This is a genomic window from Frankia casuarinae (assembly GCF_000013345.1).
Taxonomy (GTDB): Bacteria; Actinomycetota; Actinomycetes; order Frankiales; family Frankiaceae; genus Frankia; species Frankia casuarinae.
Genome location: NC_007777.1, coordinates 1255221 through 1275675 on the forward strand (window position 1 = coordinate 1255221; position 20455 = coordinate 1275675).

The 20455-nt window shown below is 69.4% G+C and carries 17 protein-coding genes; 4 read left to right on the forward strand and 13 right to left on the reverse strand.

What is annotated here, in order from left to right:
* The first annotated feature begins 177 nt into the window (after window positions 1–177).
* From FRANCCI3_RS05285 to rpsA, 3 genes are all read left to right on the forward strand, one after another.
* Window positions 178–1479, forward strand: coding sequence for a glycosyltransferase family 39 protein (locus FRANCCI3_RS05285; RefSeq protein ID WP_023841593.1), 1302 nt, complete (start codon window positions 178–180; stop codon window positions 1477–1479).
* A 193-nt stretch (window positions 1480–1672) separates the two neighbouring features.
* Entirely contained in the window at window positions 1673–3358 is a 1686-nt protein-coding gene (locus FRANCCI3_RS05290; protein WP_011435506.1) for an acyltransferase family protein, read from the forward strand.
* Between the two features lie 483 nt (window positions 3359–3841).
* Entirely contained in the window at window positions 3842–5320 is a 1479-nt protein-coding gene (rpsA, locus tag FRANCCI3_RS05295; RefSeq protein WP_011435507.1) for a 30S ribosomal protein S1, read from the forward strand.
* Window positions 5321–5469: 149 nt separating this feature from the next.
* Here rpsA and FRANCCI3_RS05300 read toward each other — a convergent pair whose 3' ends face one another.
* Window positions 5470–5652, reverse strand: coding sequence for a Trm112 family protein (locus FRANCCI3_RS05300; protein ID WP_011435508.1), 183 nt, complete (start codon window positions 5650–5652; stop codon window positions 5470–5472).
* Between the two features lie 287 nt (window positions 5653–5939).
* Between FRANCCI3_RS05300 and FRANCCI3_RS05305 the strand changes: the two genes are divergently transcribed.
* Window positions 5940–6476 (forward strand): glutathione peroxidase, encoded by a 537-nt coding sequence (locus FRANCCI3_RS05305; protein WP_011435509.1) that lies wholly within the window; start codon window positions 5940–5942, stop codon window positions 6474–6476.
* 94 nt (window positions 6477–6570) lie between these two features.
* On the opposite strand, the gene FRANCCI3_RS05310 is transcribed toward FRANCCI3_RS05305, so the two are convergent.
* The 12 genes from FRANCCI3_RS05310 to FRANCCI3_RS05365 all read right to left on the reverse strand — a co-directional run bounded on the left by FRANCCI3_RS05310 (window position 6571) and on the right by FRANCCI3_RS05365 (window position 20453).
* On the reverse strand, window positions 6571–7626 hold the full coding sequence (locus FRANCCI3_RS05310; RefSeq protein ID WP_011435510.1) for a glycoside hydrolase family 26 protein: 1056 nt from the start codon (window positions 7624–7626) through the stop codon (window positions 6571–6573).
* A complete protein-coding gene (locus FRANCCI3_RS05315) occupies window positions 7623–8627 on the reverse strand; it encodes a hypothetical protein (RefSeq protein WP_011435511.1) in 1005 nt (334 codons plus the stop codon). Before FRANCCI3_RS05315 ends, FRANCCI3_RS05310 begins: the two co-directional genes overlap by 4 nt.
* Before the next feature lie 127 nt (window positions 8628–8754).
* Window positions 8755–10395 (reverse strand): hypothetical protein, encoded by a 1641-nt coding sequence (locus FRANCCI3_RS05320; protein ID WP_023841591.1) that lies wholly within the window; start codon window positions 10393–10395, stop codon window positions 8755–8757.
* A 746-nt stretch (window positions 10396–11141) separates the two neighbouring features.
* Window positions 11142–13016 (reverse strand): choline/carnitine O-acyltransferase, encoded by a 1875-nt coding sequence (locus FRANCCI3_RS05325; RefSeq protein WP_011435513.1) that lies wholly within the window; start codon window positions 13014–13016, stop codon window positions 11142–11144.
* 211 nt (window positions 13017–13227) lie between these two features.
* The gene (locus FRANCCI3_RS05330; RefSeq protein WP_011435514.1) at window positions 13228–14199 is read right to left on the reverse strand and encodes a hypothetical protein; all 972 of its coding nucleotides are present in this window, start codon (window positions 14197–14199) and stop codon (window positions 13228–13230) included.
* A gap of 80 nt (window positions 14200–14279) precedes the next feature.
* On the reverse strand, window positions 14280–15149 hold the full coding sequence (locus FRANCCI3_RS05335; RefSeq protein ID WP_011435515.1) for a HalD/BesD family halogenase: 870 nt from the start codon (window positions 15147–15149) through the stop codon (window positions 14280–14282).
* 619 nt (window positions 15150–15768) lie between these two features.
* Entirely contained in the window at window positions 15769–16305 is a 537-nt protein-coding gene (locus tag FRANCCI3_RS05340; RefSeq protein WP_235463195.1) for a hemerythrin domain-containing protein, read from the reverse strand.
* Between the two features lie 277 nt (window positions 16306–16582).
* The gene (locus tag FRANCCI3_RS05345; RefSeq protein ID WP_011435517.1) at window positions 16583–17206 is read right to left on the reverse strand and encodes a hypothetical protein; all 624 of its coding nucleotides are present in this window, start codon (window positions 17204–17206) and stop codon (window positions 16583–16585) included.
* Window positions 17207–17208: 2 nt separating this feature from the next.
* A complete protein-coding gene (locus tag FRANCCI3_RS05350) occupies window positions 17209–17820 on the reverse strand; it encodes a hypothetical protein (RefSeq protein WP_011435518.1) in 612 nt (203 codons plus the stop codon).
* A 194-nt stretch (window positions 17821–18014) separates the two neighbouring features.
* Window positions 18015–19076 (reverse strand): hydrogenase expression/formation protein HypE, encoded by a 1062-nt coding sequence (gene hypE, locus FRANCCI3_RS05355; protein ID WP_011435519.1) that lies wholly within the window; start codon window positions 19074–19076, stop codon window positions 18015–18017.
* Entirely contained in the window at window positions 19069–20175 is a 1107-nt protein-coding gene (gene hypD / locus FRANCCI3_RS05360; protein WP_011435520.1) for a hydrogenase formation protein HypD, read from the reverse strand. The genes hypE and hypD overlap by 8 nt, the downstream gene beginning before the upstream one ends.
* Window positions 20172–20453 carry a HypC/HybG/HupF family hydrogenase formation chaperone gene (locus FRANCCI3_RS05365; protein ID WP_011435521.1) on the reverse strand — a complete coding sequence of 94 codons (282 nt, stop codon included), beginning with the start codon at window positions 20451–20453 and terminating at the stop codon, window positions 20172–20174. Before FRANCCI3_RS05365 ends, hypD begins: the two co-directional genes overlap by 4 nt.
* Between the last annotated feature and the right edge of the window lie 2 nt (window positions 20454–20455).

The following is a 20455-nucleotide window of genomic DNA, read 5'->3' on the forward strand; positions in this document are numbered from 1 at the left end:
CGGCGTGGAAGGACGTACGCGCGGTGTGCTCGCCGCTGTCGCGGCGGACGCGGTGTCGAGCCGTTATCGGGACATTGGTACCTTCCGCGCGTGTCTGAGACCACGGCGGGGCTCCCCCGGATGGTGGCCCCGGCGCCGGCGGTGTCCACGGGCCAACCCACGTCTCGATTCCCCGTGATGTCGGGGTTCTCCGCGATGCTGGGGCGGGCGCGGCCCGTGCGCTGGCACCTGTGGCTGGCCGCGATCGGGCTGCTCGGTCTCGCCGTCCGCCTGTTCTACCTGTTCCACTGGCTGCATCCGGCGGTCGTGGAGGGGGACCCGTACTACTACCACGAGGCGGCGAACCTCTTCGCAGCCGGCCGGGGCTGGCCCGATCCCTACGAACTCGCCCTGTCCGGCCGCTACGTCCCCGACGCCCAGCACCCCCCACTGACCAGCGGGCTGCTGGCCGTGCCATCGGTGCTCGGATTCACCAGCTTCCTGTCCCACCAGCTGTTCTCATGTCTGCTCGGCGTGCTGTCGATCGTGCTTGTCGCCCTCGCCGGGCGGCGGATCGCCGGCCCCGTGACCGGACTGGTGGCGGCCGGGATCGCCGCTGTCTATCCGGGCATGTGGCTCAACGACCCGCTGTTGATGTCGGAGACGACCGGGATCCTCACCTGCGCGTGGATCATCCTTGCCGCCTACCGGTTCCGAGACCGGCGGACAGTCGCCGACGCCGCCTGGCTCGGAGCGGCCCTCGCTGCGGTGATGCTCGCGCGAGCGGAACTGGCGCTGCTCGCCGTGGTGCTGGTGGTGCCACTCGTCGCCACGGCCCGTGAACTCGCCTGGCGGCGCCGGATCGCCCTGGTGGCCGTCGCGGCGGCGGTGAGTGCGCTCACGATCGCGCCCTGGACCATCTACAACCTGTCCCGGTTCAGTGAGCCGGAGTACCTGTCCACCGGGCTCGGCTCCACCCTGGCGGTCACCCACTGCCCGGCCAGCTACTCCGGCCGGTACGTCGGCTGGTGGTCGTTTGACTGCATCCTGGCGTTGCCACCCTCGCCCCAGGAACGCTCCGAACGGGATGTGTTCTACCGCCGGGCCGCGTACGACTACATCAAACACAACGAGCGCAGCCTGCCCCGGGTGGCCGCGGCGCGGCTCGGTCGGACGTGGGGGGTCTACCGGCCCTGGCAGCAGGCCCGGCTGGACACCATCGAGCGGCGCCCCCTGCTCCTCAGCCAGGTCGGGATGGTCACGCTGTGGCCGTTGGAGATCGCGGCGCTCGCCGGGGTCGTGGTGCTGCGCCGCCGCCGGGTCGTGCTGCTGCCACTGCTCGCCGTGCCGATCGCCCTGAGCCTCGCCTCGGTCGCGATCTACGGGACGACCCGGTTCCGGGCCGCCGCGGAGCCCGCGATCGTGCTGCTCGCCGCCGTCGCGATCACGGCCGCCGCGCGGTGGCTCGGGCGTCGTGTAGTGGCTCGGGTGCCGCGGTAGGTTCGCGGACCGGCCGGCCGGGGCCCCTGGGTGCGGATCCGCTGGCGGGCTTCTGTGCGCGGACTGGCTGGCCGGGTAGACCGTCCGGCCGGGTAGAAAGGGTGGGTTCGCTCGGGGTGTCGACGTGGTCGCGCACACCGGACTGGTACGTTGCCTGGGTGCCGGACCTCGCTGATCTCCGGGCGCTCGGTCGGTGAATGGACCCGCCCTTTCCCTCACGGCCGCAGCCGATTCCGGCGCAGCCGCCGGCCCGGCCGGCACCGCTTCCATCCCCGAACCGCGCACTCCCGCGCCGGTCCGTCCACCCAAGGTCGTCTTCGACGGCTTCGACGGCCTGCGCGCGATCGCAGCGGTCCTCGTGGTCGTCGTGCACACCGCGTTTCCCGCTGGTTTCACCACCAGCAGCCGGCTGGGCCCCTACACCGCCCGGGGTGAGATCGGTGTCGCGGTCTTCTTCCTGATCTCGGGGTTCCTGCTCTACCGTCCGTTCGTCGCCGCCCGGTTCGCCGGCATCCGCGGCTCGGACGCCGCCGGCTACCTGGTCCGGCGGTTCATGCGGATCGTCCCGCTGTACTGGGTGGCGCTCGCCGTCACGCTGACCGTGGTCAGCAGCAAGCGGGTCGGCGTGCACGGCTTGGCCGGTCTGCTCCAGACGGCGTTCTTCGTCCAGGGTTATCAGGAGCACTGGGCGATCCAGGGCCTCACCCAGGCCTGGACCCTGGACGTCGAGGCGGCGTTCTACCTGGCGATACCGGTGTACGCGTGGCTGCTGCGGCGGCGGGACCGTCCGCCCGCCGCCCAGTTGCGCGTGGAACTCGCCGCGCTCGCGGTTACGTTCGTCGCCGCCAAGATCGTTCACTACCTGGTGATTCCGTCCACGCAGACCTGGATGAACGGCTGGAACGTCTGGCTGCCGGTCTGGTGGGACCTGTTCGCCATGGGCATGCTGCTCGCCGTGCTCTCGGCCTGGTACTCCCGGCAGGGCAGGTCGCCGCGCTGGGCGGAGCTGCCCGGCTCGGGCACGGTGTGCTGGGGCATCGCCGCGTTCTTCTACTGGGTGTCGAGCAGGCATCTCGGCCTGCCGCTCGTGCCGATCTTCGAAGCCACGCGGAGCCAGGACATGGGCAAGCACCTGGGCTACGGGTTGTTCGGCTTCTTCCTGCTGCTCCCGGCGGTGTTCGGCCACGGCGACCGCGGCTGGGTGCGGCCGCTGCTGGCCAGCCGTCCGCTGGCCTTCCTCGGAGCGATCTCGTACGGCATCTATCTGTGGCACTCGGCCGTCATCGACCTGGTGCTGGAGCACAGCGGCTGGCGGCTGTGGAAGATCCCCTACCCGCCGTTTCTCCTGGTGGTCCTCACCCTGACCGTCGGGGTCTCCACCGTGACGCACTTTTTGATCGAGCGTCCCTGCATCACCCTCTCCCGGGAGTGGGCCCGGCGGGCCGACAGATGGGTGGCGAGGCGCTTCGAAGGGGCGGCGAGGGGCGGGGAGGGTGGCCTCGTGAGCGGGGCCGGCGGATCGCCGGGCGAGGTCGAGGTGATCGGAAAGCCCGTCGATAGCCCGACGGTGCCACTCGCGTCAGGCCTCATGTCACCACGGAACATGACGGACCGGGACGCGCGAGACCCGTCCCCTCCGGTCCGGTCTCTCGATCCCGACCTGCCCGGCGTGCCGGATGGACGGGCGTCGCGCGCCGGGTGGAAGCAGCCCCGGGTCGAGTTCGACGGTCTGGAATGGCTCGGGCCGCAGCCCGCGCCGCAGCCCGGTGGGCCTGGGGCACAGCCGGCCGAGCGCGGGGGGCCCGAGCGCGGGGGGCCCGAGCGCGGGGGGCCCGAGCGCGGGGGGCCCGAGCGCGGGGGATCGGCGAGCCGGCGCTGACCCGAAAATGACCGGGCGTCGGGCGCCGCGAGGCCAGGCCGTCGGCAGGTGTCGGGAATCGGACGCCACGAACTCACCCATTTATCCACTTTTCAACCGATCTGCGCCGTCAGTCCCTGTCGTGTCCCGTCCGCACACGTTCCCACCCGTGTGCCGCGACGATCCGTGGGACGGCGTTGTCCCGCCTACCGCGGTGCCACGCCGCCACCAAAAACTACATATGGACGTCATGTGTCTGCGCAGAGTGAGAGTGATGGCGGACGGCGCACGTCTTGGTACGGGCGCCCGTTGACCACCCTGGACACCCGTCCCTAGACTTGGGGGCGTGCACGAGGGTCTGTGGGTCTCAGACCGAGCGGATCCACTCGAGCGTCGTTATCGTTTCTGACAGTTTCTTCGTTTTTGGCGTTGTTTCTGTCCCTCGGTCCCGGCGGTTCGATCCGGCCCTCGCGCGGACGACCACCCCTAGCCGGAGCCGACCCCTTGACGAGCACCACCGACGTACGACCCGTGGAGACCGTGACCATCTCGCCCAGCCCGACCACACCACAGGTAGCGGTCAACGACATCGGCTCGGCCGAAGACTTCCTTGCGGCCGTCGACAAGACGATCAAGTTCTTCAACGATGGCGACATCGTTGACGGCATCATCGTCAAGGTCGACCGCGACGAGGTGCTGCTCGACATCGGCTACAAGACCGAGGGCGTGATCCCGTCCCGGGAACTGTCGATCAAGCACGACGTCGACCCGCACGAGGTCGTCAGTGTGGGCGACCACGTCGAGGCCCTTGTCCTCCAGAAGGAGGACAAGGAAGGCCGCCTGATCCTGTCCAAGAAGCGTGCGCAGTACGAGCGCGCCTGGGGCACGATCGAGAAGCTCAAGGACGAGGACGGTGTCGTCACCGGCACCGTGATCGAGGTCGTCAAGGGTGGTCTCATCCTCGACATCGGCCTGCGTGGCTTCCTGCCGGCTTCGCTTGTGGAGATGCGCCGGGTCCGCGATCTGCAGCCCTACGTGGGCCGCGAGCTCGAAGCCAAGATTATCGAGCTGGACAAGAACCGCAACAACGTTGTGCTCTCGCGGCGGGCCTGGCTCGAACAGACCCAGAGCGAAGTCCGTTCCGAGTTCCTCGCCCAGCTGGCCAAGGGCCAGATCCGCAAGGGCGTGGTCAGCTCCATCGTCAACTTCGGCGCCTTCGTGGACCTCGGTGGTGTGGACGGCCTCGTGCACGTCTCCGAGCTGTCCTGGAAGCACATCGACCACCCGTCCGAGGTGGTCGAGGTCGGCCAGGAGGTTACCGTCGAGGTCCTCGATGTCGACTTGGACCGCGAGCGGGTCTCGCTGTCGCTGAAGGCGACGCAGGAGGACCCGTGGCGTCAGTTCGCCCGGACCCACGCGATCGGTCAGGTCGTTCCAGGCCGGGTCACGAAGCTGGTGCCGTTCGGTGCGTTCGTCCGGGTGGACGAGGGCATCGAGGGTCTGGTCCACATCTCCGAGCTGGCCGAGCGGCACGTGGAGATCCCCGAGCAGGTCGTGAACGTCGGTGACGAGATCCTGGTGAAGGTCATCGACATCGACCTCGACCGCCGCCGCATCAGCCTGTCGCTCAAGCAGGCGAACGAGGCGACAGGGCTGGCTGTCGACGGCGAGGCGTTCGACCCGAGCCAGTACGGCATGGAAGCCAAGTACGACGAGCAGGGTAACTACGTCTACCCCGAAGGCTTCGACCCCGAGACCGGGGAATGGCTCGAAGGTTACGAGGAGCAGCAGGCGGAATGGGAGCGGCAGTACGCCGAGGCCCAGGCCCGCTTCGAGGCGCACCAGGTCCAGATCCGGGCCGCGCAGGAGGCCGATGCCGCCGCGGCGGCCCCCTCCTCCTACACCTCCCAGTCCGAGCAGCCTTCCTCGGCGATCGATGAAGAGGCGCTGCGTCGGCTGCGTGAGCAGTTCGGTCGGGAGTAGCCGACTCCCGTCACCGACGGTCGGGGCCCGGGGATCTTCTCCCCGGGCCCCGACCGATTTCCGATCCTTTCCCCTGCCCGTCCCAGACCCGGCGGAAGCCCAGTCCCGGGTAGAAGCTCAGCCCGGGCAGAGGGAGGTCCTGGGCCGGATCAGGACGAGGAGCGTGCCACGGCCGGGTCGACGTGATCCGGCCTGAGCAGGATCGGAACGTCGTCGCGGATCTCGTAGCGATGGCCGAGACGCGGGTTGACCAGCCAGCCGTCGACGAGCTCCAGCGGTCCCTTGTCGACCGGGCAGGCGAGGATCTTCAACAGTTCGGGTTCGATGGTCATCTCTGACGTTCCTGTTCGTCGTCTTGGGGGCCGTCGCGGGACCCGTGAGTATCCGTTCCGGATCCCATGAGCATCGCAGACACCCAGGTCGGCCCTGACCGGTCCCGACCGGGGGGCGCCAGCCATCCCGGTGTCGATCCCGGTCGTGAGGCACCGGTTCGCCTCGCTGACGGGTTATGCAACCAACTCGATGACATAAAAACTTCTGGGGGATAGCGTCGAAGTCGCTCGGCGGCCGGAGACCGGCCGCGAAGTCCCAGCTCGCCCTCATCGAGAGTCAGGTGTCCATGACTGTCCATGACTTCACCGTCGATGCCGCGGACGGAACCTCCCGCTCGCTCGGCGACTACGCCGGCCAGACGTTGCTGATTGTCAACGTTGCCAGCAAATGCGGTCTGACGCCGCAGTACGAGGGGCTGGAGTCCCTGTACCGGGATCTGCACGGCCGCGGCCTGGAGATCCTCGGCTTCCCGTGTAACCAGTTCGGCGGGCAGGAGCCGGGCACCGATGCCGAGATCCAGGAGTTCTGCGCCACGAAGTTCGACGTCACCTTCCCGGTCCTGGGGAAGATCGAGGTGAACGGACCCGACGCGGCCCCGCTGTACACCCACCTGCGTTCCGAGGCGCCCGGTGACTTCGGGCCCGATGCCGGTTTCCTCTACGAGCACATCAAGAAGACCCGGCCGGAAGCGATCGGCACCGACGAGATCAAGTGGAACTTCACCAAGTTCCTTGTCGACCCGGACGGAAAAGTGGTCCGCCGGTACGAGCCGACTGTCACCCCCGAGGAGATCCGCAAGGACCTCGAGGCCACCCTGGCCTGATGGTTCTCCCGTGCCCGGCCTGCCGCTATCGCCGGCCGGGCACGCCGAAGCCGACGGTGCCCGCCGGCTTCGCGGCAGGAGTAGGCGAGCGCGGTCAGCGGTCGCCGAACAGCGCCAGATAGCGTTCCGCCGCGTTCGGGTTCAGTACCGGCCTGTACAGCGAGGACTCCACGTTCCCCTCCTCGGCGTTGTTGAAGTACGCCTCGTAGGCCAGGGCGTCGGCGTTCGCGGTGAAGGTCTCGTACATCTTCTGGATGTAGTAGGGGTTGTCGCCACCGCCGCCGGTCGTGCGCACCAGACCCCACTCCGGAACGGCGAACTTCTTGCCGTGGGCGCGGGCGAAGGCGATCACCGTGCACAGACCGGACCGCAGATGACATTGCCGGTCCCAGATCGTCTTACTGACGGACGCGGGGTAGGAGTCGTAGGAGTCGATGCTGACCACGTCGACGTAGTCGTCACCGGGATAGGCATCCCAGATGTCCTGACCGCTTACCGGCAGGTGATCCCGGTGCGCGGTCATGTTCCAGTCGATCCGCACGTGCGGCGCGGTCGACCGGATCGCCAGGACCGTGCGGCGGTAGCAGGTCTTCCAGGTCTCGACGTCGCGTGGATACCACCAGAACCAGTCACCGTTGAACTCCCAGCCGAGCCGGACGAAGGCGTCGCCGCGGCCGAACGTCGTCAGCGTGGTGCCGAACTGCCGCCAGTAGTTGTCGTAGGCGCCAGTCGCGCAGGTGGCCTCGTCGCCGTCTTTGGGAAACATCGGCTGGGCGACCGACAGGCCGCCGGGGAACTTGTCCCGGGTGAAGGCCTGCGTCGGCCAGCCGGCCGAGACCAGGTTGGTCCAGTCCTGCCGATCCGTGAAGACGACGGCCAGGTCCACCTTGCGGCCGGTGAAGACCGACCAGAGGTTGACGTCCGCAGGGTAGTTGCCGTTGGCGCCGGAGACCCAGCGCACGCCGCCGGGCTGGGGCGGCTTGGGTTTGTTCGAGCAGGAGCTGAGCCCGCCGGCGACCAGGCCGATGACCAGCAGGAGGAGCAGCGGCAGCGGGAGCGGATGGGCGGCACGTCTGTTCCTCGTCCGGGCGGCGCGGACGGTGCGGCGGCCGGCAGACCCCCACCCTCGCGGTGCCGGTCGCGGTCTCACGCGACGGAGGGTCTGTGCATGGTGGAGGGTCCGTGCATGGTGGAGGATCGCTGCGTACCCGAAGCCGTGGCAATGGCGCCGAGCAGCGGCGTCTCCACCGGGCCGGGCCGCCGAGCCTGTAGCCAGGCCTGCACGGCCTCGGCCTCGACCGCCCAGTCGTGACCGGGAACGAGCGCCTCACCCAGCTCCATGTGCGTGGCCATGGAGGGCTCCGGCACCAGCATCGTGCGGCGCAGCCGTTCGGGCCGCGCCAAGGCGACGGCGTTGAGTGTCGTGCGCAGCCCGCTCAGCACCACCCGACGAGCGATCCGCGCGGCGGGGGGTGGCGGGGCGAACGCAGGCGGTTCCCCGCTCAGCTCGGCCAGCCGGAAGGGCTGGAAACCCTGCAGAGTGAGACAGGTCGCGCGGTCGAAGGCGCCGCCGACGAACGGGATCGAGCGCAGCAGCAGTTCGTCCTCGAGCAGGGTGCCGACCCGCAGACCGAACGTGCTGGTCGTGGTGGCGGCCCTGGCCCAGGTCACGCCGTCGACCACCGGCGCGTGGGAGTGGCTGCCGCCGTCCCGGTGGATCATTGGCCGGCGGCGGGTGGTGGTTGAGGAGAATCGCAGCGTGCTGTAAAGGGTGAAGTAATCGACTGCGGGGAGCGCGGTCGCTGCCGCGACGAGACTGGAAAGCGATTTTTCCGTGTACAAATAGTCATCTTCGGCGAGCCAGACCAGATCGTCCGGCGACCAGCGCCGGACCCGCGGCATCCGCAGCACGTACCGGTAGGACGCGCGATTGCTGCCGCACTGCACCGACTGCACCTCGCCGGCGGACGTCATCACGGCAAGACGCTCCGCCGGCATAGGGCCGTCATTGACGAAGACGATCCGTACCGGGATGTCGACGTTCTCGACGGCCCGGAGGAGAGAGGCCAACGCAAGCATCTTGCTGTAGAAGGTCGGTCGGTTCTTCGTGTTCTCCGAACCGACCGACCGATAAAGAATACGCAGAATCATCGCAACCCCCCTACCGGCCCTGGCCCGGCAGCGCTCATCGTGGTGGCCTCGACGCCTCGGACACCGCCTCGACGCGGTCGGCCGAACATATTGCACACAGCTCGTACGTTACTGTGAAACATCATTATCATTGATCATTGCCGGTCCCGGTCGGGTGCTCCGGAACTCGGCCCTGTACGGCCGGTCCGGCCGGCTCGCCGGAAAGGGCGATCGCCGTGTCCCGTTCCACCTCCCGTGCGGCCCGGCGGACGAGGATGAACCAGATGGGGACGGTCACCCAGAAGGCAAGTATGTAACCGCAGACCGCGCCGGTGCCGCCGCCGATCTCCAGACCGACGATCGGATAGACGACAAGCTGGGGGGCGAGCACCGCATTCGCGCGGAAGGTGAGCTTGGCCTTGCCGAGCGCGTAGAGCATGCAGGCCGGCCCGACCGTCGCCGCGGGGCCCGCCTGCTGCACGATGGACAGCGCCAGCAGGTCGTGGGTCTGCTCCCAGGTCTGGCCGAGCAGCGAGTGCCCGATGCTCGTCGGCAGGACGAGAAAGATCGTCCCCCAGGCGGCGCCGGCCGCGACGATCACCGCGGACAGGGCGTAGGCGGCGCGGACCCGGGCTGCGGCCGAGAGGTCCTTGCGGCGGGAGAACTCGGGGATGGCCCAGCTCACGATCCCGACCGCGAGAATGGTCGTCGGTCCGAGCAGAGTCTGCACCCCGCGCAGCGCGCCGACCAGGTCGATCGCGCCCAGCGTACCGAGCAGCAGAGTGGATGCCTGCTGGGCGCCTTGGACGGTGAGGTACTCGGCGCTCATGTACCCGTTGACATCGCGGTGTTCGACGACCCACTGGCGCACGAGGCTCGGCGCCGGCTTGAAGCCGGCCTGCGTGACGCCCAGCATGGCGGCGACCGCGGCGGCGCCACCCCAGGCCAGCAGCATCGCCCACGAGGTGGAGACGTCGCGGACGATCAGCGCGTAGATGGCGGCGAACTGGACGATCGCCCAGATCCCGTCGTTGGCGGCGGCGGCGGCCGGGCGACCCTCGGCGAAGAAGACCTGCCGCCAGGCGTCCTGGAGCAGCAGCGTGGGAAAGACCAGTCCCATCGCGACCAGCGAGGCGCCGACCGAGCCGCCCATCGCCGCACCGACGGCAAGCGTCACGACCCCGCAGACCAGCCCGATCACGAGGGCGGTGCCGGTCCCCGCCGCGCCGGCCACCCGAAACACCCGCGGCGGCACGTCGGAGAACTTCATCCCCAGCGGAGCGGTGCCGACAGCCTTCGAGAACCCGATCATCAATGAGAAGATCGCGAAGGCGACGGCGAAGGCCCCGAACTCGGACTTGCTGACGCTGTGGGCGATGACGAAGGACATCACGGCGTTCGTCCCGCTGGAGAGCACCTGGTCGACGAGTGTCCAGATGGCCCGCGAGCGGCTGGAACCCCGGGTCGGTCGCTCGTCATGGTGGCGACCACCGGCCGGACCGCCGTCGTCCAGGATGGTCAGCCCGTAGTCGACCGGTTCCCCACAATCCGGGACTGCCGGTGCCTCGCGCCCCCGGTGGATCTCGCCGCGGCCGATCGGCGGGATGAGCCATTCGCCGGTCGCGGGACCCCACAGGGGGAGTAGCCCCTCGGGGGTCGGCCCGTCCAGTGCCGTCCCGAAGGCTTCCACGGCCGGGATCCGGCGGCCGCGCAGGCCGCGGATGACCTGGGTCCGCTCCCGGTCGAACTGTTCCGGTCGCGGCGACAGGGCGGCGGTGACCTCCGGCACGGGTTCCGTCCGGGGGCGTGGTGACTCGTGCTGCTGGGCCGTGGCCGGCGCGGATGTGTCCGGGCCGGTCACCGGAGCCCACCCGGCCCTCCGCCGGGTGGTACTCGGACGGTGGAGGGATCGCGGAGAGTCCTGATGATCGTCTTTTGCCGGGGGTCGGTGGCCGAACTCATTGATCCACCGCCGTCCGTCCTCTCCGTGCCGCATCGGTCCGACCCCGGCTCCCCGTGCCGGCCGGGCGAGCGACGCCGCCGCTTCCGCGGCGGACGACGATCGAGCCCACCGCGCCGCTTCTGACCAGGGCGCCAGTCGGCCAGGGTGCTAGCAGGATGGTAGCCCGATGGGATCGGAACGCTCGGCTAGGGCCGCTCGGGTGGATCTGGTCCGAGCGGACCCGACAACGGTGGTTGGCCAGAGCGGATCGCGGGGGCATGAAACGGGCGATGAGATCGCGATTCTCCGGCATGTGCCTGCCCCGTAGACGGTTCGCTCGCCTACGTCCGCAATCTTCCGCATCCAGGCTGATGGTCCGTAAGTTTAGCAGTCGGGCCTCGGCCCGATCCCCTTGTTACGTCGGTCACCCCCGGCAGGGCGGTACTCGGTGGCGGATCCAGTGAGGTGGGGTGCGCCATCCGATCCGCTTCCGGGACACCGGCTGCCGGCCGGATCAGGGCATCCCTGATGCCGGTGGCCGCGCTCGCGGAGGCCTGGACAAGGCAGGAGCGGGGCGTGGGCCGCATCATCAATTACCTGGAATAGCCCGCCTTGAATGGCCCGTCGCCCGTCTCATCGGTGGCGAGCAGGTCCTGCAGCTCGGTGACGACCTGCTGGAGCTGGTCGGCGAACGCGTACATCCCGTCCGCGACCGCACGCGGCGTGCTCAGGTAGAGGTTGAACCGGTCCGGCAGCAGCACGTAGGCGATGCCGATGCACTGGCTGCTGGTAGACCCGAAGCCGAAGAACTCGACGTTGGTGGACGGCGCGGAGCTGGTGCTCAGGTAGTCGTCGCGCGCCTTGAGCCAGCCCGGGGCCTCGTAGAGCGCGATCGGCTCGGTCACCCCCAGCCGCTCGCCTTGGCTGCGGGCGATGAACTGCAGCTCCCACAGGTGCTGCTCGGGGGCCCGCCCGGCCTGGCAGTCCTTCGCGCGCCGCACGTGCGCGTCGGCGGCGGCGCGGAACGCGGTCCGGCGGGTGGCGGTGTCGGTGTCCGGGTCGTTGAGTACGGTCACGAACCGCTGGATCTCCGGGGTGACGACCCGCATCGCTTCCGTGCGGCCGCGCCGCCAGTGCCGGGTGGCGATCGATTCGTAGGTGGCGCCGATGTGCCCCTTGGCCCGGCTGTGCGCCAGCTGGTAGGCGAGCTGCACGAATGCGTCCGGTGACGTCTTCAGTGCCTTGGCCCGGTTTTGCCCGAAGTCGGTGAAGGACAACACCGTTGAGGCGGTCGCCGCGGCGAACTCCGCGAACGACGCGCCGGCGGCGGCCACATCCGCCCGCAGGCTGGCGTCGAGGACGAACTCGACGGGCTCGATGACGGGTAGCCCCTGGGGCCGGGCGCCAGAGCTCGCCGAGTGCTCCGCGGGCGAGGTACCCAGCAGGTCGTCGACGAAGCTGAGGATCGTCGTCCCGTCCAGCCCGCAGTGCTCGACGTTGATGCCCGCCCGGCCGTCGGCGAAAACGATCAGTGACACCGCCTTGTCGAACCACCGGTTGGCGCTGTCGCCGTGGAGCAGGTGGTCACACGCGGCCAGGTTGTCCTTGGGGGTGAAGTCTTCCAGGCACAGGGCGAACAGCGCGGTCTCGATCGTGTCGAGCGCGGCCGCGTTGGCGGGGTCCAGAGCGAGCAGCGTCTGGCGGCTCGCGGCCCAGTCAGCCCGGGCCTTGGTGGTGAGCTGGCCGACGGCGGCGTCCGCCGGAATCCGCGACGCGGCGGCCTTCACCACGGCGCGCAGGCCCGCCGCGAGGTCGTCCAGGGTGTACGGGTGACCGTCCGGCCCGACGACGTCCAGCCGGACGATGTTTCCCCGGTGGAAGACGACGATGTGGCGGGCCTGGGACGGCCCGGGCCACTGCTCGCTGTACGGGGTGCGCACGGTGTCCTGGACCGTTCCCGGGATCCGGGTCGTGGAGAACAGGAACGTGTTCTGCGCCATCGACAGCGTCTGGCCGCGCTGGACGATCGGCTCGACCCGCTCATCGTCGAGGCGCAGCTTGTAGTCGACGGCTGCCGCCACGAGCCCGGCGGCCCGCTCCACCTGCGGCTGCTCGGCGGACAGACCCTCGGCGTCCTTGAACAGGAAGATGTAGTTCGCGTTGAGCGCGATGCGGTCGCGCCGGCCGAGGTAGCGGGAGTCCCAGAAGCCGTCCAGCCAGCTGTGTACGCCCTCGGTGGCGTCGTAGCGCTCCAGCGCCGCGTGCAGGGTGGGGCCGGGGCCGCCCGGTGCCTGGAAGGCCGCGACGGCTGCCTCGGTCGTCGCCTGCTCGGCCGGGGTCAGCAGCGGCGCGGACCAGGCAAGGAAACGTTCGCAGCTCTCCGCCAGCGTGGGCAATGGCACCCGGGGCAGCAGATCGTCGTTCGCGAAGGTTCCGGTGGATTGCTGGGAGCTACTGATCGCATTCATGCTGGGCCTCGGGTTGTCTCGGGGAACTCGTCTCGGGGACACGGTCATGGTGAACGCCACAGGCTGCGTTGGGTCCATGGTCGCCGAGATTCCACGGGTGGCGGGCGTTCCATCGGACATTCGGCTCGTACGGTTCATCCGACTCGCATGATGGCCGGGGCGCCCTCGACCTACCGGCCGCGCGGGGGACGCTGCCGGCACCGGTCGCCCGTCAGCCTGGCGGAACCGGCCGGGTGGATGTCGCCGCCGGTCGCCGGCCGGAGGCGGGATGAGCGGTCGAGGGACTGGTCACCCCGCGCGGCCGAGAGATGTGCAGCTGGGCGTACAGCCAGCCCTCGGCCTCCAGCCCCCGTGGATCGACGCCGACGGTGGACAGCGTGTCGAGCACGAGCGACTGCTCCTCGGCGGAGGCGAAGCGCCGCTGCCGGAAAACGCCGTTGACGTGCACGGTCTCATACCCGAGCCCCGCGAGCGTCGCCTCGACCGGTTCGAACGGGAACATCCGCAGCACGAAGTGGGCCATCCACGGCCTGCGCTCACCGGCCGCGCGGGCCACCCGGGCGATGGTCCGCTCGGTGACGTACCCGAGGCAGCCCGTCGAGACGACGATGTCCGTTCCGACGAGCCGCTCCCGTTCGGCGTCGGTCGGGTCCCGGTCCTCCAGGTTGGCGTGCACGGCGTCATCGAGGAACCCAGCCGCGGACGCATAGGAGATGGCCGGCCCCGAGCTGTCCAGACCGAGGAACCGGCTCGTCTCCAGCCCGTCGCGGGACCGGACGAGTTCGCGGTCACGGGCGAGCAGCACGTCCCGGGTCGGCCGGGTTCCGGGCGGTGCGTAGCGCTCGTGCAGGTCGTCAAACGTCACGTCACAGCGGAGCAGCGCGGCGTTGATCCCGTAGGAGCAGCCCACGTCCAAGACCGTCGGCGGTCGTCCCCGGACCATCCGGAATTCCCGGATGAGCTGGCTGAAGTACGGTTTGGCGAGCTGCGGGATACGATAGTCGAGTTTCCGCAGGGTACTGAAGTAGGCGTGCGGGTCGGGCTGCGTGTAGATGTGGTCGAGCGAGATCTTCCCGCTGTCGTCGAACCGCCTCGTCCCGGTGGGGTACGCGGCCTCGGAGGAATTCGTGGTTCCGTCGGAGTCGGTGGTCTCGGCAGAATATCTGCTGTCGTCGGAATACACGCGTCTGGCGCTCCTTGTGACGGGCGGTCGGGGCAGACAGGCCGGTGCTGAAGCAGCTCGCCGACCGAGTTCTGGTCCAGCTAGTCCAGCAGCTGGTCGACGCGGACCGCGCTCTTCTCCGCCGCCAGGTGCCGCGGAAGGACCCGGCCGAAGAGCTGCTTCGTGCGCGCGACACTGCCGACGACCCCGGGGTGCCCGGTGTAGGCGAAGATTGCGGAATGCCGGGCCGTGTCGCCCTCGACCGGGCTCACCCGGTGCATCGAATAGCGGCCCAGGAAAAGCTGGAGATCACCCGGTCGGAGGGCGAGACGCCGGACCAGATGGCCGCCCTCGCCCGCCAGCACGGCCCGCACGTCGGCGAAGTTCTCCGCCTGCGCGGACCTGATGTTCGGGCAGTACTCGAAGTCGCCCCCGGCCCGCGGCGCCTGCGTGAGCAGGCTCACCGCGAATTCGTTCGTGTCGAAGTGCCAGGGGTGCTCCAGCCCGGGGGCGATGATGTTGAGGCACAGCCCGGCCAGCGGGTCGGCGAGTTCGTGGACTCTCGGCAGGTCGAAGCAGCCGGCGATGAAATGCTGGAAGAGCTCGCTGGTGTAGAGGCGGTGGACGGCGAATTCGGTGGGAATCTGGTCGCGGGCGACGAAGGCATTCCCCCGCCGCATCGTGAACCGGCCCGGATGATCGGCCGGCAACGACGGGTCGACCGCGATGTTGTAGGCGTTGACCGTCTCGACCTCGTCATACGCGAGCGGAGCGACGGTGGCGCACTCCTGTGCGACCGCGGTGAATGCGGAGGGCCGGACGAATTCCGGGAGGACACAGCATCCGCGAGTGCGCAGTTCCTCCCGGGCCCACGAGACGACGTCCCGCCAGGCGTGGCTCGAAGGTTCGGTGAGAGGGTAACGAACGGTATTGATCAGCTCGCTGATGGACCAGGTTTCCGTCGCAACCATGTGACTCCTCTCCGCCGCTACGCGGCGGCCCCGGGTCGCCGATGGGAACCGTCCACGACCTCGATGCGATTTGTCACATGGTCGCCCGATGGTCATGATGGCGAAAGTCAGTGTGAGATGTCACACGCCTGTGCTCGCGCGGGACGCGAATCCCGCCCGCCTGCCGCCATTCCAGCAACCCGGCCACGACCTGTCGCGGAGCCACCATCTTCGGGGCGTCCCGCGTCCTCGTCCTGAGCGGCTGTACGTGGGTGCCCGCGGGCCCGGCGGGCGACCGGCCCCGGCCACCGTCGATGCGAACTGGCCGTACCGGCCCCTGTCTGGCCCGGCCGGAAGGTGCCCGGCGCAGGACGCCAACCGTCGGGATCTCAGCCTTCTCGTGTTCACCGGAGATGCGTCCGGCGGGTCCGGTGCAGCGACGTCCGGTAGAGCCATATCTGGTATCGCCATGTCCGGTGCAGCGACGTCCGGTACCGCCACATTCGGTACCGCCACGTCCCGTACCGGCGTGCCCGGGAGCGATCCCGGCCCGACCCCGCCGCAACGGCCGATGCCCGAAGGCTGATCCGATGCCTGGAGCCGGCCGTTCCGGGGAGGGAGTCGGTCATCGTACGAGGTTTCAGGAGCTTACGAGCTTCAGCGCCTGGCGGATCTCGCCGAGACGGTTCCATTGTTCGTTGCTGAGAATCGAGACGGCGGCGTGGAACACGCCGTCCTGTTCCTTCGCGATGTGCCTGCGCAGCAGGCTCATCGCCTCGATGACCCGTGTCGGCCAAGCGGGATCGACCCGGGCGGTGCCGTCGGTCGCCCCGGCGAGCACAGCCTCGATCCGGCGGTGCTCGCTCTGCAGGATCGCGATCTGTTCGGGGAACTCGAGTGCCATCGCGGGGAACAGACCCTTCTCCTCCACCACCGTATGCGGCTGGAGAACCGCCGACATCTGCTCACAGAGTGTCACCATTGCCCCGACATCACCCTGTCGATATGCCTCGTGCGTGTCGGCGATGAGATCGGTGACCTGGTCATGTTCCCCGATCAGGGTCGCGATCGCCGGCAGTGACTGACAGTTGCAGTATTCACGCATAGTACCCACCTTGGGTAGAAGAAGATCAGCGACGACCCCGCGTCCCGCGTGCCCCACCGGCAGCGTCGCCATCCCATCCCCACTCGCACGGCGGCGCTCGTGTCGCGCCGCTCATGGTCATCATCGAATGGCCAGGGCGGCTCCCACACGGCCGATAGTCCTGTCCGGTGCCCTACCAATGGCGGCAGGGCAGCGGTCCGCGAGTCGCCCTTCCCCACGGCCGATCGGAACGAACGGGCAGCATCCGCGCGGTGCCGGCGACAGCGAGCAGCAGCCCCACGACGGCGACGGAGATGGTGTCGGCGGCTGCGACGACCGGTCAGTCCTGACTGTTAGTCCTGACTCTGGTTCAGTCCTGACTGGCGAGATAGCCGATGACCATCGCACCCCACCATCCGGCCTGGGAGAGCAGGTTACTGATTATCGATCGGGCCAGGAGCGCCCGGGACGGAACGGTGGCGGACTGCTCCAGCCGGTGCTGGATCGCCCAGATGTGCAGGCCGTTGAGGGCGATGAGGAGCACCAGTCCGATCTTCACCTGGGTCAGTCGCCTGGACAGGTCCGGATGCAGCAGGATGCCGCTGAGCACGAGCCCCGCCAGACCAGCCCAGATCATCACGTGCAGGCCGCTGGCCACCCGGATGACGTCCGGGAAGCTGCGCCGACCGAACAGCCATGACAGGGCGAAGAAGTCGATGGCGAGGACCGCGCCGAACCCGCCCACGAGCGCGGCGAGATGCACGAACAGGGCGGCGGTGTGCAGGGTCGGGTCGGCGGTGAGGTGGGCGGCGGTCCAGACGGCGGCCGCCCACCCGACGACGAGCGCTGTTCCGGTGGCGAGGAAAACGGCCCATCGTGGCAGAACCCCGCTGGCAGGCGGGGAGGGCTGGGCGATGACCAGGACCGGGACAGGCCGCGGGTCCGCGGGCAGGGAAACGAGCCGCTCGGGGACCTTATCTCCGTGATCATGCATGACTAGTGCCTGAGCGTGACGTTGGTGAAGGTGGCAGTCGTGCCGCTGGCCAACGCCGGCGTGTGGCCTTCCTCGCCGTGCCGGAAGAAGGTCGGTACCCCGATTGTTGCGCGCAACGTGTAGCTGCCGTCCCGCGGGATCGAGAAGTTGTTCGCGTAGTGGAAGAATTCGGCGTAGTAGAAGTTGAGTGTCTTCTCCTCCGCAACCGTGCCCTTGCCGTCGATGACCGCGAGCGTGATTGGTACGTTCGGCACGATCCGGCCCGTGGCCGCCTCCACGGGGATGATCTCAATGTGGTGCGTCTCGTCGGCGGCGGGCTTGCGGAGTATCTGCTGCCCGCCTTTGCCCTCGTACCAGGGTTCCGCGGCCTCGACGATGTAGCCGATTTTCCACGGTCCGCTCTGGACCTCGCCTCCTTCGGACCGGATCTCCTTGGCGAGCGTCGTGTACTGCTTGAACACGCCCTCCGGTACCGCGACGGAGAAGGTGGTCGAGCTGCTTACCGGGTGTCCCGGGGAAGCCGTCGTGGCGTCGGTCGTCGAATCGTCGGAGCAGGCGGTGAGACCGAGCAGCAGGGAGACGGCCAGTACGGGCAAGGCTGTTCGCTGGGGCATACGTCCTCCTCGGGGAAGCCTGATATTAGGTTAGGCTAACCTAAATTGATCAGGTTCCGTCAAGGGAATCACCCTTCCGGTCTATGTAAGCTACTCTCGGTAAGCATTAGCGCCGGGAGGCCTCGGCCTCCCGGCGCACCACGTGCCCTGGCCCGCCGATCGTTGGAAAGGTGGGCGCGGCCACGCCGCCGAACTCAGCAGATGCGGGGGAGCTGCTCGCCGAGCGGCCGGTCGACGATGCGGGTTCCCCCGAACGCGGTGCGCCCGACAACCACGCCCGGATGCTCCGCGGTGACCGTGCCGATGACGGCCGCGTCACGCCCCGCCGGATGCGCCCGCATCGCCGCGAGCGCCGCGTCGGCGTCGGCGTCGGCGACGAACGCGACCAGCTTGCCCTCGTTCGCCACGTGCAGCGGGTCGAGGCCGAGGAACCCGCAGGCCGCCTCGACCGCGGGCGGCACCGGCACGGCGCGCTCGGCGAACTCGATGCCCGTCCCGGACGCGGCGGCGATCTCGCACAGCGCGGTCGCGAGGCCACCTCGGGTCGGGTCGCGCAGCGCGTGGACCCCCGGGGCGGCCGCCAGCACCGCCGCGACCAGCCCGTGCAGCGCCGTCGTGTCGGAGCGGACCTCGCCGCCGAACTCCAGCCCGTCGCGCACGCTCAGCACGGCGACACCGTGCTCGCCGACGGGACCGGAGACGATGACCCGGTCGCCGGGTCTCGCCCGTTCGGGGCGGATGTCCACCTCGGCCGGGACGAGCCCGATGCCGCTGGTGTTCACGTACAGACCGTCGGCCAGCCCGCGCTCGACGACCTTGGTGTCCCCGGTCGCCAGCCGCACCCCCGCCGCGGCGGCGGCCCGGCCCATCGCCTGCGCCACCCGGCCCAGGACCGCGAGCTCCAGGCCCTCCTCGAGGATGAACCCGGCCGAGAGCGCCACCGGCACCGCGCCGGCACAGGCCAGGTCGTTGATGGTGCCGTGGACCGCGAGCTCGCCGATGGAGCCACCGGGGAAGAACAGCGGGCGCACCACGTACGAGTCGGTGGAGAACGCGAGCCGGGCGCCCGCGACATCCAGGACCGCCGAGTCCGCCGGTGCCCGCGCCGTGTCGGTGGTCCCGAACGCGGGCAGGAACAGATGCTCGATCAGCTCGCTCGACAGCACGCCGCCGCCGCCGTGCCCCAGTACCACCTGGTGATGGTCACGCAGCGGAAGTGGGCAGGTCCAACCGGTCGGGTCGACGGGGTCAGCCACGGCTGCCCGCCGGAGTCAGTCGCCGGAACTGGAAGTAGGCGGCGCATGCCCCCTCCGCCGAGACCATCGTCGCGCCGAGCGGGGTGCGTGGCGTGCAGGAGGTTCCGAACGCCGGGCACTGCGGCGGTTTGACCAGGCCCTGCAACACCTCGCCGCTGCGGCATTCGGCCGGTTCGGCCACCGTGAGGCCCTCGACGTCGAAGCGGACCTCGGCGTCGAAGTCCCGGTACGCCGCGGACAGCCGCCAACCCGAGTCCGGGATTGTCCCGATTCCCCGCCAGGCCCGGTCACACACCGTGAAAACCTCGGCGAGGATTTCCCGGGCCGCCGGGTTGCCCGCCGGCCGCACCGCCCGCGGGTAGGCGTTCGCGAGTTCTGCCCGCCCCGCCTCGAGCTGCTCGACGGCGTGGCGCACCCCGTCGAGCAGGTCGAGCGGCTCGAAACCGGTGACGACGATCGGTACCCGGTAGGTCGCCACCAATGGCTCGTACTGGAAGGTGCCCATCACCGTGCACACGTGGCCGGCTGCCAGGAACGCCGCCACCCGGTTCGCCGGCGAGGAGAGGACCGCGGTCATCGCCGGCGGCACCAGCACGTGGCTGACAAGTACGGAGAAGTTGTCGATTCCACGGCGCCGGGCCGTCACCACGGCCATCGCGTTGGCTGGGGCGGTGGTCTCGAAGCCCACTCCGAAGAACACGACCTGGCGGTCCGGGTTCTCCTCGGCGAGGCGGACCGCGTCGAGCGGCGAGTAGACCACCCGGACGTCCCCGCCACGCGCCCGGACCATGAACAGGTCCATGCCGCTGCCGGGGACCCGCAGCATGTCCCCGAACGAGCAGAAGATCACCTCGGGGCGGGCGGCGATCGCCAGCGCCCGGTCGATCGTCTCCAGCGGCGTGACGCACACTGGGCAGCCGGGGCCGTGGATGAACTCGACCTGGTCCGTGAGGAGCTGATCGATTCCGTTGCGGATGATCGAGTGGGTCTGGCCGCCGCAGACCTCCATGATCGCCCAGCGCCGGGTCGCGGTGGCGATGATCGCATCCAGCAGCCGGCGGGCCAACGCCGGGTCGCGGAACTCCGCCAGGTACCTCACCGGCCCGGCCCGGTCATGCCCGGTTCCGCCGCGCGCGATCCCAGCTCCTCCTCGAGCAGCCCCAGGTCCCGGAACATCGCGAGGGTCTCCCGCGCCGCGGCCTCGTCCAGCCTGATCAGCCCGAAGCCGGCATGGATGATCGTGTACTGCCCGACGGTCGCGTCGGGCAGGTAGGCGAGGCACACCGTCTTGGTGACGCCGCCGAAATCGACGATCGCCATCCGCGTACCACGGTCGTCCCAGATCTCGATGATCCGGCCCGGTATCCCCAGACACATGC

Coding starts and splice junctions, on each gene's coding strand:
- FRANCCI3_RS05305 (WP_011435509.1), top strand. CDS start 5,940: ATGACTGTCCATGACTTCACCGTCGATGCCGCGGACGGAACCTCCCGC.
- FRANCCI3_RS05350 (WP_011435518.1), bottom strand. CDS start 17,820: ATGCCCCAGCGAACAGCCTTGCCCGTACTGGCCGTCTCCCTGCTGCTC.
- FRANCCI3_RS05345 (WP_011435517.1), bottom strand. CDS start 17,206: ATGCATGATCACGGAGATAAGGTCCCCGAGCGGCTCGTTTCCCTGCCC.
- FRANCCI3_RS05315 (WP_011435511.1), bottom strand. CDS start 8,627: ATGATTCTGCGTATTCTTTATCGGTCGGTCGGTTCGGAGAACACGAAG.
- FRANCCI3_RS05365 (WP_011435521.1), bottom strand. CDS start 20,453: ATGTGTCTGGGGATACCGGGCCGGATCATCGAGATCTGGGACGACCGT.
- FRANCCI3_RS05285 (WP_023841593.1), top strand. CDS start 178: ATGTCGGGGTTCTCCGCGATGCTGGGGCGGGCGCGGCCCGTGCGCTGG.
- FRANCCI3_RS05335 (WP_011435515.1), bottom strand. CDS start 15,149: ATGGTTGCGACGGAAACCTGGTCCATCAGCGAGCTGATCAATACCGTT.
- FRANCCI3_RS05340 (WP_235463195.1), bottom strand. CDS start 16,305: ATGGCGACGCTGCCGGTGGGGCACGCGGGACGCGGGGTCGTCGCTGAT.
- FRANCCI3_RS05300 (WP_011435508.1), bottom strand. CDS start 5,652: ATGACCATCGAACCCGAACTGTTGAAGATCCTCGCCTGCCCGGTCGAC.
- FRANCCI3_RS05325 (WP_011435513.1), bottom strand. CDS start 13,016: ATGAATGCGATCAGTAGCTCCCAGCAATCCACCGGAACCTTCGCGAAC.